Genomic DNA, 18,006 nt, shown 5'->3' with positions numbered 1-18,006 from the left:
CAAGGATATGATCAGAAAAAGACGCAGCCGTCTGCTGGCCTGCCTGATGATTTTAGCCATGCTTTGCACCATGCTTCCCACCGCCGCTTTGGCGGCGGAAGGTCCATCGGGCGGCGCTGCGGGTGCGGAGGTTTCGGTCACGGACGCGACCTACAGCGTGACCGTGGACAGCGCCATAACCGGCGGGAGCATTGCGGTGAATCCGGCCAGCGGCAGCGCGGGTGATACCATCACCGTGTCTGTGACACCGGACAGCGGCAAGCAGCTGGTGGCGGGCAGCCTGCAATACACCGCCGACAACGGCACGACTTATACGGAAATTACCGCCACGGACGGCGTGTACAGCTTTGTTCTCCCGGCGGCCAACGTTATCGTGACCGCCCAGTTCAGCGAGCTGCCGGCAGAAGGTAAAACGCCTCCGGACCTGACTGCCGATACTACGGACAACACCGTGGGTCAGGCAACGGATATTACATTCAGCGATGATGAAGCCTGGCGGAACGCCATCACTTCCATTATCGTCAACGAAACACCTCTGGCCAACGATCAATACGCGGTAAGCGCGGGCAACATCCGTATTGTTGACTCGGTGTTCACGTCAGCCGGCGCATATACCATTCAAATAAAGGCTGCCGGTTATACCGACGCCACGGTGACACAAATGCTGAACGGAGGCATTGATTTCACCTATACTGTTGCCAGTGGCGCGGCCACCATAAGCGGCTATACCGGCAGCGGCGGAAATATTGTCGTTCCGGCCGCCATTGTCCACAACGGAACCGCCTATCCGGTGGTCAGCATTGGCAAAGATGCCTTTAATAATAATAGCACTATTACCACGGTAACCCTGCCGGATGGCCTGGCCAGCATCGGTTCTTCTGCCTTCCGTGACTGCACGGGACTTACCGCGGTAACGATCCCGAACAGCGTGACAAGCATCGGTGCTTCTGCCTTCCGTGGTTGTACGGGACTTACCGCAGTAACGATTTCGACCGGTGTAACGGGCATCGGAAATGGCGCCTTCTATAACTGCACGGGACTTACCGCGGTAACGATTCCGGACAGTGTGACGAGCATTGGGAATAGTGCCTTCTACGGCTGCACGGGACTTACCTCGGTAACGATTCCGAGCAGCGTGACGAGCATCGGATCTTCCGCCTTCCAAGACTGCAGCAAAATTGAGGCGTCTTATTTCCAAGGTAGCATGCCGACATTCGGAACGACCCCGTTTTCCGGTGCAGCTTCTAATTTCGTTCTTTATTACCATATCGGCCAAGCTGCCAGCTGGTCGAATTTCACCACATACACGAAATCCGCCTATTGCCTGCTGACCCTTGACCCCAATTACAGCGGCGGCGCTCCGGCGACCGGCCCCGTGGCGGTTGACGGAAACAAGCACATCGCGGCTCCGGTCGATCCCAGCCGCGACAATTACACCTTCGGCGGCTGGTACAAAGAAGCGGCCTGCACCAACGCTTTTGACTTCGGCAGCGAGACGGTGACCGGCGACGTGACGCTATATGCCGGGTGGACAGGCGGCCCCTCAATACTGCCTGCGCCGGCTTTGACCGCCGATACCACGGACAACACCGTGGGCCAGGCGGTGTATCTCACCTTCACCGACGATGAAGTCTGGAGAAACGCCGTCAGCAGCGTCAGCGTGGACAGCAGCGCTGTGGATAGCAGCAAATATACGATTGAGGCCGGAAGCATCGCCATTGATCAGAGCGTGTTCACCACTGCCAAAGACTATACCATCGTGGTAAGCGCCACCGGTTATAGCGACGCTTCTGTTATTCAGACCATAAACGCAGCATCCACAACCGTCTGGGACGGCTCGGTGGATGTCACCTGGTACAACACCACCGATACCGTATTTTATATCGACACCCCGGCGCAGCTGGCCGGTTTGGCGGCCATCGTCAACGGTATTTACAATGAAGGTGCCACCGTTAACGGCAATCCGGATTATATCGTCTACAACGTCGGCGGCGGCGCCGTTAAAGACGCGACTACCGCTACCTGGATCTACGGCGGCGACGATTTTGACGGCAAGACAGTATACCTGACAGCCGATCTGGATATGGGCGGCGTCTACGACAGCTCGACCGGCGCCTGGAGCGGTCCCATCTATATGCCCATCGGCGGCCAATACTGCATGACTGCTCAGGACGGCACGACGCTTATCGGCTCCTCCTGGAACGGCACCTTCGACGGGCAGGGGCATATTGTCAGGAATATCTACTGCAGCAGGCACGCCGGTTCTCTCGGCTATGAATTCAGCCAGTCCGTCGGCCTCATCGGGCGCATGGGCGTCCATGACAACGATCCGGTAGCCTGGTACGCCACTCCTTCCGTTAAAAATGTCGCCGTCACCGGTTACATCTACGCCAACCGCTCCGTAGGCGGCATCGTCGGCAAAAACGGCCGGAGCAACGGCTCCGTCATCGAGAACTGCATCAACTACGCCTCCGTCAGCAACACCGACTCCAAGGGATGCGGCGGCATTGCCGGCGCCGGATGGAATAACCTGACCATTAAAAATTGCGCCAACCTGGGTTCCATCTACACGTCCTATAAGAACGCCGGCGGCATCTCCGGCAGCTGCGAAGCGAAAGTTTACAACAGCTATAACGTCGGCTATGTAGGCGCCAGCTCGGCCAACCAGGCCCAGTCTCTGGGCACCAACAACGGCGGCGCGGTGTGGACCAACTGCTACTGGCTGGACGGATCGTCCGCCAGCAACCAGGCGGTATATGGCAGTACCACCGGCAGCACCATCACCCAAATGCCGACAACAGACTCCATGAAAACAGCTGAATTCCTGGCCGCCCTGAACGGCGACAGCCGGGCCTGGGTAGCGGATACCCAAAATATCAACAGCGGCTATCCTGTCCCGCGGGCCTGGGCGGATACCGCCACACTAACAAGTATCACCAAAGAATCCGATCCCACCAAGCTCAGCTATGTGGAGGGAGAAACCTTTGATCCGGTCGGCCTGGTTATCTGGGCTAATTACAGCGATGACACCCGCGAAAAAATTACCGACTATACCATCAGCAAAACCGCCCCGCTGGCAAGCACGGATACAAGCATCACTGTCGGCGGCACTTATAGCGGTATGGACTACAGCTACGAATTTCCGATTACGGTCACTTCCAATTCTTTGCAAAGCATCACCATTACCACTCCGCCCACGAACCTTTTGTATGCCGCGGGTGAGAGCTTTGATCCCGCTGGCATGGCTGTAAGCGTAACCTACGCCGACGGCAAAACCGCAGACCTGGCGGCCGGCCAGTATACCGTTACTCCCAGTGTGTTCGCGCCGGGCGACGACAAGGTCACCATCAGCTACACCTCCTCCGGTGTAACCGTGACGGCGGACCAGCCGGTCACGGTTCTGGCCACGGGCGCTCCGGCGCTGGTCGATGGTTTTTACGAGCTTTCCTCGGCCGACCATATGCTGTGGTTTGCCAACCGGGTCAATGTTGGCCGCAGGGCCAGCACAAAAGGCAAACTGACAGAAAACATCGACCTGTCCGCAGTAACCTGGACGCCGATCGGCAGCAGCGCCACTGCATTCTATTCCGGCGCCTTTGACGGCAACGGCAAGACTGTTACTTTAGCCATGGAGGGCTCTACAGCTTGTGCCGGTCTGTTCGGCTATATCCAGGATGCCGCGATCAAAGACCTGACCGTGGCAGGCAGCGTCTCCGGCAGCGGTACCACGGCGGGCATTGTCGTTAATGCTATGGGTTCGTCGCAGATCCAGAACTGCGTCAACAACGCCACTGTCACCAGCACCGGCGCCGGCGAGCTGGTTGGCGGCATAGTTGCCGGCGCCACCGATACCGTTACTATAAGCAGCTGTGTCAATAACGGCAATATCAGCAACGCATCCTGCGGGGGCGGCATTGTCGGCTACATTAGCGGCGCTGTCACGGTGACGGGCTGCACGAATACCGGAGCGGTCAGCGGCAGCTATCACGTAGGCGGCATCGTAGGCAACGATAACGGCAGCAGTACTGTCAATAATTGCCTCAATACCGGCGCCGTCACTGCCACCAGCACGGACATCACCGCAGCCTATAGTGTGGGCGGTATTGTGGGGTATGCAAAATATGCCACCACGATTGACCAGTGCGCCAACAGCGGTGCGGTCAGCGGCGGCGTGATGAATGTGGGCGGTGTGGCCGGTTATTTGAACAATGCCTCCACCATGCTTACCAACTCCTACAACACCGGCAGCGTGACCAGCACCAGCACATCCGCTTCCGCCAATACCGGGGGCGTGGCCGGCCGCACGAATATCACTGCCGGCGCCGTGCAAAACACCTATAACGCCGGGACGATCACCGTGAGCAACAGCGGCGGATTTACCGCCGGCGTGATCGGTTATGCCGCAGCCGGCACCAATATCAAAGATAACTACTATCTCAGCACTACCACTGCCAAAGGACTTGGAAATGCCACCGACAATACTGTCGGCAAAACAAGCGACGAGCTGAAATCCGTTGAATTCCTCGCGGCGCTCAATGGCGACGAACGGGTCTGGGTAGCGGACACCGGCAATACCAACAACGGCTATCCCATCCTGCGTGTCATGACGGGGGATACCTCAACCTTAACCGATATCAGCAAAGAATCCGATCCCACCAAGCTCAGCTATGTGGAGGGAGAGACCTTTGATCCAACCGGTCTGACCATCTGGGCCAATTACAGCGACGGTACGCGGGAAAAGATTACAGACTGCACGATCAGCAAAACAACGCCGCTGGAAATGACCGATAGTGGTACTACGATCACGGTCAGCGGCACCCATAACGGAGTCGGCTTCAGCTATGATTTCCCGATTACGGTCGCAGCCAATGCCCTGGCGAGCATTGCCGTCACCTCCCCGCCCAATGATCTCGTTTATATCGCGGGCGAGACTTTCGATCCCACCGGCATGGTCATAACCGCCAATTATACCAACGGTACAACTGCCGCGCTGACGTCCGACGCGTATACCTACAGTCCCAGCGTACTGTCCACGGGGGATACCGCGATTACCATCAGCTATACCGAAGCCGGTGTGACCAAGACGGTTGCACAGCCTGTCACGGTTTTAGCCGCGGCTCCCACTATGGACAACAATAATGTCTATCAACTTACCACCGCTGGAGAAATGCTCTGGTTTGCCAACCAGGTCAACGTCAGCCCTGATAGCAATAACATTAAAGGCAGACTCTTAAACGACATTGACCTGTCCCAAATCGCCTGGGCGCCTATTGGTATAAGCAGTTCGGTAACCTACGGCGGTACCTTTGACGGCAATAACAAGACCGTCACTTTATCTGCTGCCAATGAGAGCTCCAATTATATCGGCCTGTTCGGCTATGTAAAGGGCGCTGACATAAAGGATCTGACCGTGACCGGCAGTGTTGCGGGGAAGTCGTATGTGGGAGGCATCGCGGGTTCTGCAGTCGACACAAACATTGAAAACTGCGCCAACAACGCAACAGTCACCGGTATATCGTATAGGGTTGGCGGCATTGCCGGCAATACCAGCGGTTCCACTGCGATAACCGGCTGCGCCAACAATGGCAATGTCACCGGTGAATATAATGTGGGTGGCATTGTAGGTTATCATAACAGCAGCGGGACAATCAGTAATTGCGCCAACACCGGTAATATTACCGCAACGAGTGCCTCTACCGCGTCAGCCTATAGTGTGGGCGGCGTCGCAGGTAATATTTACGCAGCAAGTATGCTCGACCAGTGCTACAACAGCGGTGCAGTCAGAGGCTGCGTTATAAACGTGGGCGGCGTGGCCGGCTACCTGAACAACGCAGCCACCAAATTGACCAATTCCTACAACACCGGCAGCGTGACCAGTGAAGCCACCGGCAGCGCCCGTACCGGCGGAGTGGTCGGTTACACTAACAACGCTGCCTGCACCGTGCAAAACACCTATAACGCCGGAACGATCACTGTGAGCAACAGCGGCGCCTATACCGCCGGCGTGATCGGCTATGCCAAGGGCAACACCAATATCAGCAACAACTACTATCTCGACACCACCGCCACGAAAGGCCTTGGTAACGCGGCAGACAACGCCGTCAGCAAGACCTCTGCCGAGCTGCAGGTTTTGGCTCCGGCTTTGGGTGAAAGCTTCAAGCCGGGCAGTGTCTATCCTATCCTTACCTGGCAGACCGGGGGAGACCAAACCTACACCATAACCGTGGACGGCGCCATCAGCGGCGGTTCCGTCGGAGTGAACCCGGCCGTCGCGGCGGCAGGCGAAACCATCACCGTGACCGTGACGCCGGGTGAAGGCAGGCGGCTGGTGGCGGGGAGCCTCAAGTTCAACGACGGTACTACCGACATTGAAATCACCGCCACCGGAGGCGTGTACAGCTTCGTAATGCCGGCGGCCAATGTTGCCGTCACCGCCCAGTTTGAGGACATTTCTCAGGCTCCCAAATATACGGTAACGCCTGTGGAAGATGTATCGGTGTATGAAGTGGGAACAACACACGATGGGATCAGCGTCATGACCGTCAAAACCGGCGTCACCGGCCTAAAATATTTCGGGACGCTGATAACACCGGTTATTGAGCACGGGGGAGAGGAAGCCGTGGCCTTTACTCATCTGCGCGACGGCGTCCAGTTAAGCCTCAACGTCACCAAGGCGGATTTTGACCTTGTCGGTGAAGCCCAATCCGGCTTTAACGTCGAGGCCGGGGATATGGTAAAAGTATTCATTGTGGACGACTTAACCAACGACGTGGACCATAACCCGACCTTGCTGCAGTAGGAAAGGAAAGAGGTGCGGGCTGCTGCAATCCTGCGCCTCTTTCCCGCCCCTGTTTGGCCGGCTTTCAGTTAACTTTGGAAGGCGGTGGGGACGGTTTAACCAGCGTTTTGATAAAGAGCGATATGAGGTGATGGGGGTAATGGCAATTATGGCGCCAGCTTTATAAAAACTCCGCGCAAGAAGGAACAAAAACCGTAATTGGCAATCATGCTTCCGCCAATTACAATACCCATGTCCTGGGGGCGACAAAAGGCGCCCCCAGGACATGGCCGGCTGGAAACAGCCATTCTTCTCATGATTGGCAGGGAGGTCCATAGCGGAGCATGCACCGGGAGGAGATAAAAGGGAAAAATGGCCCCAAAATGAAGCAAAAACATATAAGTGTATATTTAAATAGTCCCTATAAAGTTGAAGGAGGAATTGTAACATATGAGGGGGATTTAGCGGTTGCTGCCAGAGCATCTTTTTATACCGATATGGTTTAACGGCCATCAAATTGTAACCGTGTTTAGGTTAACAGATGCAAAATATTGTCTCTAAGAACTAAAGTTATGGTGGAGGTGGTGTTGCTGTATATTGTGGCAACCGTGATTATAAATAGTTACTGAAAAGGAAGGTTAGTACTTAAGTTGTCAAAATCTTTTTGGAGGGGTGGAAATGCAACAAGTGGGATTCTGGTTTAAATCCAAAAATAAAGCGCTGGTCGGCTGTTTCGCTATGCTGGCCGTGCTGTTAAGTTTTCTCTGTTTGGCCCAGCTGGGTCCGGCCAGCGCTGACAGCACAACCCAAAGTGAACCGGCGGCATCGCTTACGATTAAAGTCGGCTATACCAGTGAAACAAATCCAACCAACACATACACCACAGTGAGAACCTTTACTTACGAAGAGATGGCTGCCATGGCCAATTTGCAGCAGGCTTATTCTTATATCGACAGCATGCCGGCTCCGGTAATTGACGCGGCGAAAGGCGTCTTGATTTCCGACCTTCTGGCGGCGGCAGGCGTCAACACGGGCGCCGGCATGAGCAATGTCAACAAAATATATTTTTACTGCACCGACACAGCACCAAACTGGTATACGAACATGACCAGGGATTACCTGTTTGGGACGCCCCGCTACTATTATCCAAACATCGTAAAGAGCTGGAATCCAGATACCCAAAAACCTGACCAGTCCGGAGCATGGGGCAGTCCTACGGACGGCGCCGTCCAGGTCTACCCGATGCTGGCGGTCGAGGACAACTGGGCTCGTTTTCAAGATCCGCCCAATTTCAACAATATGAGCAGCGCGACCAGGTTCAGGTTGTTGAATGGCCAGACGGAGAGTGACTATACAAACGGTGTGTATACCGCTCCGAAGGCTGCCAAGTGGGTGTGCGAGATCGATGTGATGCTAAAGCAGGCTTCGCCGCCGGCCTTGACGGCCAATGCTGCCGCCTTGGGCCAGCCGGCAACCCTAAACTTTACCGATGACACCGCCTGGCGCGCCGCCATCACTGATATCACCGTGTCCGGCGTCTCCATCGCCGGACAATACAGCGTGACGGCCGGAGCCATCACCATCAACGCCGGCGTCTTTACCGCCGCCGGGGACTACCCGGTCGTAGTCAAAGCTACCGGTTACGCCGACGCCACAGTGACCCAGACCATGGACGCAGCGCCGGGTGTTTTGACCCCGCCGGTTCTGACGGCGGACAGCACGGACAACACTGTGGGACATGACGTCAACTTAAGCTTTACCGATGACGCGGCCTGGCGGGCGGCTATCAGCAGCGTCAGCGTGGACGGCAACGCTGTGGACAGCAGCAAATATACGATTGACGCCGGAAGCATCATAATCGATCAGAGCGTGTTCACCACTGCCAAAGACTATGCCATCGTGATAAGCGCCACCGGTTACAGCGACGCTTCTGTTACGCAGACCATGAACGGAGCCTCCACAAACGTCTGGGATGGCTCGGTGGACGTTTCCTGGTACAACACCACCGACACCGTGTTTTATATCAACACCCCGGCGCAGCTGGCCGGCCTGGCGGCGATTGTCAACGGTACTTATAATACCGGCGCCACCGTTATCGGCAACCCAAGTTATATTGTCTGTAACGTCGGCGGCGGCTCCGTTAAAGACGCGACTGCTAACACCTGGATATATGGCTCCGACGACTTCGGCGGCAAAACCGTCTGCCTGACAGCCGATCTTGACATGGGCGGTGTCTACAATGCGTCCGGCGATAGTTGGAGCGGCCCCAATTATATGCCTATTGGCGGACAATATTGCATGACTTACCAGGACGGCACGACCCTGATCGGCTCTTCCTGGAACGGCACCTTAGACGGGCAGGGACATACGGTAAAGAATATCTACTGCAGCAGGCACGGCGGTTCTCTCGGCTATGGCTTCAGCCAGTCCATCGGCCTGATCGGACGCATGGGCGTCCATGACAACGACCCGGGAGCCTGGTACGCAAGTCCCTCCGTCAAAAATGTCGCCGTCACCGGCTACATCTATGGCAATCGCTCCATAGGCGGCATCGTCGGCAAAAACGGCAAGAGCAATGGCTCAGTGATCGAGAACTGCATCAACTACGCCTCCGTCAGCAACACCGACTCCAAGGGATGCGGCGGCATTGCCGGCGCCGGATGGAATAACCTCACCATTAAAAACTGCGCCAACCTGGGTTCCATCTACACGTCCTATAAGAACGCCGGCGGCATCTCCGGCAGCTGCGAAGCGAAAGTTTACAACAGCTATAACGTCGGCTATGTGGGAGCCAGCTCGGCCAACCAGGCGCAGTCTCTGGGCACCAACAACGGCGGCGCCGTGTGGACCAACTGCTACTGGCTCGACGGTTCCTCCGCCAGCAACCAGGCAGTATATGGCAGCACCACCGGCAGCACCATCACCATGATGCCGACAACGGACTCCATGAAAACAGCGGACTTCCTGACCGCGCTCAACGCCGGCGGCAGGACCTGGGTGGCGGATACCAATAATATCAACAACGGTTATCCCATCCCGCGCGCCTTTACAGCGGACACCTCTACCTTAACAGACATCAGCAAAGAATCAGATCCCACCAAGCTCAGCTATGTTGCGGGACAAACCTTTGACGCCGCGGGTCTGGTGATTTGGGCCAATTACAGCGATGGCACCAGGGAAAAGATCACAGACTACACGATCAGCAAAACAACTGCGCTTGAAGCAACAGACACCACGATCACTGTCAGCGGCGCCTACGGCGGAATGGCATACAGTTACGACTTCACCATTACAGTCGCAGCCGCACCCAGCAAGAACGGCGATGTCTACGAACTTTCCACGGCTGACCATATGTTGTGGTTTGCCAATCAGGTCAACGCTGGCCTCAACAATGCCGTCAGCGGCAAGCTGATGAACGACATCGACTTGTCAGGGGTGACCTGGACGCCCATAGGCATCAGCAGTACCACGAACTATGGCGGTACCTTCGATGGCGACGGCAAGACCATCACTTTGACAATTGACAAAGCTGGCTCCAACTATATCGGCCTGTTTGGCTATGTGCTGGACGGTACGGTGAAGAATCTGACCGTGGCGGGCAACATCTCCGGCGGTACGTATACTGCGGGCATCGCTGGTTATGTCAAAGACGCGGCTACCATTGAAAACTGTGTCAACAACGCGACTATTACCAGCACTTCCAATAACGTTGGCGGCATCGCCGGTTACGTCAGGGGCGCCACCTTGATAACCGGCTGCACCAACAACGGTGATGTCACCGGTACCTATAACGTGGGCGGCATCGCGGGTATTGTTTACGGCGCCGATACAATCAGCAAGTGTGCCAATACAGGCGCTGTCACCGCGACGAGCACCTCAACCAGTTCCTATAGTGTCGGCGGCGTCGTGGGTCATGCTTATGGCGGTTCTACGATAGATCAGTGCTATAATACCGGCGCGGTCAAAGGCGGCGTGATGAACGTGGGCGGCGTTGCCGGCTATCGGCGCGATGCGTCCGACACGTTGACAAATTGCTACAACACCGGCAGCGTGACCAGCGAAAGCACATCCGACACTGCCCATACCGGCGGCGTGGTCGGTTACACCAATGACGCTGCCTGCACTGTGCAAAACTGCTATAACGCCGGCGCCATCACCGTAAGCAATACCGGCGCGTTTACCGCCGGCGTGATCGGCTATGCCACGGGCAACACCAACGTAAGCAACAACTACTATCTCAACAGCACTGCTGCAAAAGGCCTCGGTTATGCAACAGACAACAACAACACTGTAAGCAAAACCTCCGATGAACTGAAGGCCCTGGCTTCGACTTTGGGCGAAAACTTCAAGGCAGGCAGCGTCTATCCCATCCTGGTCTGGCAGGGCACAACCGCTCCTGAGACCTACACCGTGGCGGTGGACGGCAGCATCAGCGGCGGCACCGTAACGGTAGAGCCGGCAAGTGGTACCGAGGGCACAACGATCACCGTCACCGTGACGCCGGACAGCGGCAAGCGGCTGGTGGCGGGCAGCCTCAAGTACAACGGCGGCAGCGGCGACATTGAAATTACCGCCACAGAGGGCGTGTACAGCTTTGCGATGCCGGCTGCGGACGTTGTTGTTACCGCCCAGTTTGAAGACCTTCCCGCTGACTCAGCTCCCCAATACACGGTGACGCCTGTGGAAGATGTATCGGTGTATGAAGTGGGAGAGACAGGCGGGATCAAAACCATGACCGTCAAAGCCGGCGTCATCGGCCTGAAATATTTTGGTGCTCAGCTCACGCCGGTCACAGCGCATGAAGGGAAGGAAGTTGTGGTATTCGTCCATCTGCGCGACGGCGTCCAGTTGAGCCTTAACGTTACCAAAGCGGATTTTGACTTTGTTAACATGGCCCAGGCCGGCTTCAATGTAGCGGCCGGAGATATCGTCAAAGTATTCATTGTGGACAACTTAACCAACAACATTGACTTTAACCCGACCTTGTTGCAGTAGAAAGAGAGGGAGGGGTGCGGGGATCTTTCCCCGCGCCTCATTTCCTCCCTAATCTGGACAAGAAATATGTATCTGCTTATTGAGTTTTTCGATTCACAACACAGCAAAAGATTGCTTTAACACTCAAATAGGTCGGCTAAAATTTTTTTACCGATCTCAAACTAATTAACAATTTTTACAAGTCAACTATGGATTTATCATCCTTAACGAGGTTTTTCCCTTATATCTATAGTATGTGGCGTCTATGTTTCACGTTTTATTGGATTGTGTAAATGTTGGTCTGTTCTGTTGCGAAAATTATCTAAACACCAGGTATGCGGGATTGGTTTTTCGTTTCTTTGGGGCATTAAATACTGCAGTTCTGTACCTTGTTAAAAATTATGAGAGGAGGAATAATCTTGAGCTACCGTTACCATTCGGAACCATTAATGCCAATACAATTATGACGGTCACTTTGGAAGTAGTACCGTTGCATTGCGGTAACGGTTTACAATCCTAAAATGCAAAATGTTTTCCTGTAAGGAGATTGATAACTTGATAAAAATAAGATTTAAATTATTATCAATTTTTTTCGCAAGTATCTTTTTTCTGGGCACTGTGGTACCAGGTATTACGCTTACCGCCAATGCAAGCAGCAGCGTTACCCTGGAGTTGAGTAAGTACGCCGCCCAGCCGGGCGACAGCGTGACCGCGTCCGGCACAGCCGATGCAAACGAGTGGGTTTCCGTCAAAGTACTTGACAGCGCCCAAAGCGTCGTTGTATTTGACGGAGTAAGAGCGGACGCCAACGGCAGCTACAGCTGCACCTTTAAAGTACCGGTTGCTTCCGAAGGGACACTGACGGTCGTGGCGGGGTACGGCAGCAATGTCGCCGTCAAGACCATTACGGTAAGCGCTACACCGGAAGAAGACACCATTGCGCCGACTTGGAGCGAAGAGAAGCTGTTGACTGCTTCCGACGTGAGCCAGAGCAGCCTGACATTAAGTTGGAGCGGCGCGTATGACAACGTCGATGTAACCGGGTACAAAGTATACCAGGGCGATACCCTGCTGACCGCAACGCCGGTGACCGGCGAAAGCTACATCGTCACCGATCTGAATCCGGGCACGGAGTACACCTTCACCGTGCAGGCGGTGGACGCGGCGGGCAACGAGAGCGCGGACGGCCCCAGCTTCACCGTGACCACAGAAACAGAGCCTGGCGGGGAGGACACCATCGCCCCCAATTGGCCCGACGGGGAACTGAGTTATTCCGACGTGAGCCAGAGTAGCTTGACCCTGCGCTGGAACGGCGCGTCTGACAACATCGATGTGACCGGATACAAAGTATATCAGGGCGATACCCTGCTGACCGCAACGCCGGTAACCGGCGACAGCTACAACGTCATCGATCTGAATCCGGGCACGGAGTACACCTTCACCGTGCAGGCGGTAGACGCGGCGGGCAACGAAAGCACGGACGGCCCCAGCGTGCCCGTGAGAACACTGGTTTCCAGTGTCAGCGTTACCCTGGGGCTGAGCAAGTACACAGCCCAGCCGGGCGACAGCCTGACCGCCACCGGCACAGCCGATGCAAACGCGTGGGTTGCCGTCAAAGTAGTTGACAGCGCCCAAAGCGTCGTTGTATTTGACGGAGTAAAAGCGGATGCCAACGGCAGCTACAGCTGCACCTTTATAGTACCGGTTGCTGCCGCAGGGACGCTGACGGTAGTGGCGGGATACGGCAGCAATGTCGCCGTCAAGACCATTACGGTAAGCGCTACACCGGAAGAAGACACCATTGCGCCGACTTGGAGCGAAGAGAAGCTGTTGACTGCTTCCGATGTGAGCCAGAGCGGAGTGACCTTAAGCTGGAGCGGCGCTACCGACAACGTGGGAGTGACCGGATACAACATCTATCAGGGCGATACCAAGCTGAACGCCAGCCCGGTCGCCGGGACAAGCTATCATGTCACCGGCCTGAGCGCGGGTACACGTTACACCTTCACCGTGCAGGCGGTAGACGCGGCGGACAACGAGAGCACGGACGGCCCCAGCGTTACCGTGACGACAGCCGTACCGATTACGGAGCAAAATGTAACAATCACAGACGATGGCTCCAATAAAAACCTTGCCGTAACCGGGGAGACGCCGGCGGATGTCGCCATCACAGTGCCTGCCAGTGTAACTGACGCAACGGTTAACGTGTCGGCATTGCTCGAGGAGCCTGTGTCCGGTACGGTAACCACAACAGCTTTACCGGCACTGAACATAGCGGCCAATACTTCGGTCAGTAACGACCCGATACAGGTAAGCATTCCGGCGGGAACCACTATGAGTGCTCCCGAAGGGTGGGACGGCACCGTTCATGTGCCGACAGTCCAATCCAATGATTCCGTAACAGTAACGCCGGACAGTGGAAATACCGCTACAGTTAACACTGTGATCGAAATTGGCTATGGCGATGCGCCATTGACCTTTGATAAGGCCGTAAGGATTCTGATTCCAGGTCAGGCAGGCAAAGATGTTGGTTACAGCAGAGGAGGCGAGTTCACCAAAATAACCACTATCCTGGACGCCGACAGTCAGGAGGCAGGCGACGCATTACCTCCGGGCGGTGACGGCAGGATTGACATTGGCGACGACCTGGTGATTTGGACCAAGCACTTTACCTCATTCATCACTTATACGCAAACTCCGACTGGAGGAGACACCACCGCGCCGACATGGAGCGAAGAGAAGGAGTTGACTGTCTCCGACATAAGCCAGAGCGGAGTGACCTTGAGCTGGAGCGGCGCTACTGACAACGTGGGCGTGACCGGGTACAACGTGTATCAGGGCACCACCAAGCTGAACGAAACGCCGGTAACCGGCGAAAGCTACACCGTCACCGGCCTGGCTCCGAACACGGAGTACACCTTCACCGTGCAGGCGGTGGACGCGGCGGGCAACGAGAGCACGGACGGTCCCAGCCTGCCCGTGAAAACACTGGCTTCCAGTGTCAGCGTGACCCTGGAGCTGAGCAAGTACGCCGCCCCGCCGGGCGACAGCGTGACCGCCACCGGCGCAGCCGATGCAAACACGTGGGTTACCATCAAAGTACTTGACAGCACCCAAAGCATCATAGTATTAGATCCCGTAAAATCCGACGCCAACGGCAACTACAGCTGCACCTTCATTTTGCCCGGTACTGCCGAAGGGACACTGACGGTCGTGGCGGGATACGGCAGCAATGTGGACGTCAAGACCATTACGGTAAGCACTACGCCGGGGGACACCACCGTGCCGACATGGAGCGAAGAGAAGCAGCTGACAGCTTCCGACGTGAGCCAGAGCGGAGTGACCTTGAGCTGGAGCGGCGCTACTGACAACGTTGGTGTGACCGGATACAACATCTATCAGGGTACCACCAAGCTGACCGAAACACCGGTAACCGGCGATAGCTACATCGTCACCGGCCTGGCTCCGAACACGGAGTACACTTTTACCGTGCAGGCGGTAGACGCGGCGGGCAGCGAAAGCACGGACGGCCCCAGCGTCATCGTGACCACGGAATCGCCCATCATTGTAGGGTATAGAATTAAAATTAACGGAATTGAAGTAACAGACAGGCCCTTTGTTAAGATGGACGGTATCGTGATGGGACCGGTCAGATCTGTGGCTGAAGCGCTGGATATTCAATCCTATTGGAATGAAGCAACGCAGCAGATTGTCTTCACAGCGTCGGATAAAAACCTTGCCTTGACGGTCAATAGCACTAGCGGCACTTTAAATGGGAGTCCGGTTGTTTTGCCCGTTCCTCCGATTCTTTATGATGATATAACCATGGTTCCCCTGCAGTTCGTGGTCGAGACATTCGGAGGAACAATGGAGGTAATTGATGGGACTGTGAACGTTCCAACCGTGTTCCCTGCCGGCGGAGCGGCGGTGGTAGCCGGCAGCGTGTTGATTCTGGAGACTGCCACCAGCGATGCGGCCATCCACTATACCCTGGACGGAAGCGTGCCCACCGCCGATAGCCCGACCTACACCGGACCCATCACCATCAACGGGGCGGTTACGCTCAAAGCCATTGCCGTCAAGTTCGGAATGGAAGACAGCGCCGTATTGACAGCCTCATATACCATGGCCGTACCGATTGGCACCACAACCGTTGATGTAGATACGAACAGCAAAGACCTGGCCATTACCGATGCTACAGTGCAGCTGGGCGCTCCCGTTGCCGTGAACGTGCCTGACAGCGTAACCGACGCCAGAATCAGCGTGGCCGCTCTTATGCACAAGAACGCCGACGGCAGCATAACCACCGGAGCACTGCCCGCTTTGACCATAGCCTCCAATACTTCGATCAGCAGCGACCCGGTAAAAGTAAGCATTCCCGCGGGGGCTACCGTAAGCGGTTCCGCAGAGTGGAACGGCACTATTAATTTGCCGACAGTGCGGCCCAACGATTCCGTAACGGTAACACCGGACAGCGGGTATACCGCCACAGTCAACACCGTGCTTGAAATCGGCTTCGGCGACGTGCCGCTGACCTTCGACAAGGCCGTGCGGATCCTGCTTCCGGGTCAGGCCGGCAAAGAAGTCGGCTACAGCAGGGGAGGCGTTTTCACCAAAATAGCCACTATCCTGGACGCCGACAACCAGGAGGAGGGCGACAAACTGCCCCCGGACGGCGACGGCAAGATAGACGTCGGCAACGACCTGGTGATTTGGACCAGGCACTTTACCGCATTCGTCACCTACACCCAAACTCCGGTTGGGGAGGACGCCACCGCGCCGAGTTGGGACAAAGGCAGTCTGACTGCCAGCGATGTGACCAAGAGCAGCTTGACCTTGAGCTGGAGCGGCGCCACCGACAACGTGGGAGTAACCGGATACAACATCTACCAGGGTACCACCAGGCTGAACGCCAGCCCGGTTAGCGAAAGCAGCTACACCGTCAAAGGCCTGAGCGCCGGAACAACGTACACCTTCACCGTCCAGGCGCTGGACGCGGCGGGCAACGAAAGCAGCGACGGACCCAGCGTCACCGTGACCACAGCAAGCGGCAGCGGTGGTGGCGGCGGCGGTGTAAGCGCGGTGCGCTCCACCACCGGGACCGCAATGGTACCCCCCGGTGCGGGCGGCGCCATCAGCCTGGGTGACGAAGCCACGATAATCATACCGGCCAACGCGCTGCAAGGGACCAGTAAAGTAGAAGTAAAAGTACAGAAAGTAGACCAGCCACCCGCAGCGCCCGCAGGCTTCAGACTGGCCGGCGCCGTATACGAGTTCAGCGTGGGCGGTGCGGACAGCTACAGCTTTGCCAAAAAGGTGACCATAAAAATAAGCTTCGATCCCGACTTAATCGGCGACGGCGAGACCCCGGTGCTCCAGTACTACGATCAAGCCCAGTCCCAGTGGATCAACATCGGCGGAACCGTCTCCGGTACTGTCGTAAGCGCCCAGGTGGATCACCTCACCAAATTTGCCGTCATGGTTGCCGTGGAAACAGAAGAAGAACCACCGGAGGTTCCTGCGGAAGTCCCGGCGGAAGCTCTGAAAGACATCGCCGGCCACTGGGCCTTCGACAACATCAACAAACTGGTTTCCCTGGGGGCCGTCGCCGGTTATCCCGACGGCAGTTTCAGACCCGACAGCAGCATCACCAGGGCCGAGTTCGCCACCGTAGTGGCAAAGGCATGCAAACTGGAGCCTCAAAGCGGAAAAGTATTTGGAGATACGGCCGGCCACTGGGCCCGGGAGTACATTGCCACAGCAGCCGCCAACGGGATTGTAATGGGCTATGACGACAGCACCTTTGGCCCGGACGACCTGATTACCCGGGAGCAGATGGCGGTGATGATTGTAAGGGCAGCCAAGCTGGCCCCGGCAGCAGGGGAGACCTCCTTTAGCGACAGGGGCAGCATTTCCGGTTGGGCCTTGGAAGCCATGGCCACGGCGATGGAAAACGGGATTATGAATGGTTATCCCGACCATACCATCCAGCCCCAGGGCAATGCCACCAGGGCTGAAGCTGTCACGGTAATTGTGAAGGCATTGGGTCTTTAATCCGAGTAGCAATGTTGATGTTGGGTGAAAGTCCAATGTGTGTGGTACCAATGTAGAAAGTCTGTTCTTTAACACCTGCACGAATCAACCCGCCATCTACCTTACGCGGTTATGGTGGGTTGATCGTAAAGGTATGAACGGACCGGCAGCATTACCTGAACGGGCAGGCTTTGCAGTTGATGCGTAAACTACCCTGCAGG

General features: G+C 56.1%; 4 protein-coding genes. All 4 read left to right on the top strand.

Annotation, left to right across the window (positions count from 1 at the left end; translation table 11 throughout):
* Positions 1-7 precede the first annotated feature (7 nt).
* The 4 genes from Psfp_RS04450 (at position 8) to Psfp_RS04440 (ending at position 17,806) form a co-directional block, all read left to right on the top strand.
* Entirely contained in the window at positions 8-6,799 is a 6,792-nt protein-coding gene (locus tag Psfp_RS04450) for a leucine-rich repeat protein (RefSeq protein WP_134217352.1), read from the top strand.
* Between the two features lie 323 nt (positions 6,800-7,122).
* A complete protein-coding gene (locus Psfp_RS21475) occupies positions 7,123-7,284 on the top strand; it encodes a hypothetical protein (protein WP_190239068.1) in 162 nt (53 codons plus the stop codon).
* A 172-nt stretch (positions 7,285-7,456) separates the two neighbouring features.
* Positions 7,457-11,773: a hemoblobin-interacting domain-containing protein gene (locus Psfp_RS04445; protein ID WP_134217351.1), complete on the top strand. Its 4,317-nt coding sequence runs from the start codon at positions 7,457-7,459 to the stop codon at positions 11,771-11,773.
* Positions 11,774-12,307: 534 nt separating this feature from the next.
* Positions 12,308-17,806, top strand: a complete 5,499-nt coding sequence (locus tag Psfp_RS04440; RefSeq protein WP_190239066.1) for a fibronectin type III domain-containing protein — start codon at positions 12,308-12,310, stop codon at positions 17,804-17,806.
* Positions 17,807-18,006 lie beyond the last annotated feature (200 nt).

Origin of the sequence: Pelotomaculum sp. FP (assembly GCF_004369245.1) — a bacterium.
GTDB lineage: Bacteria > Bacillota > Desulfotomaculia > Desulfotomaculales > Pelotomaculaceae > Pelotomaculum_C > Pelotomaculum_C schinkii.
The sequence above is the reverse complement of the archived record's forward strand: the minus strand, read 5'-3'. Positions and strand labels throughout refer to the sequence as shown.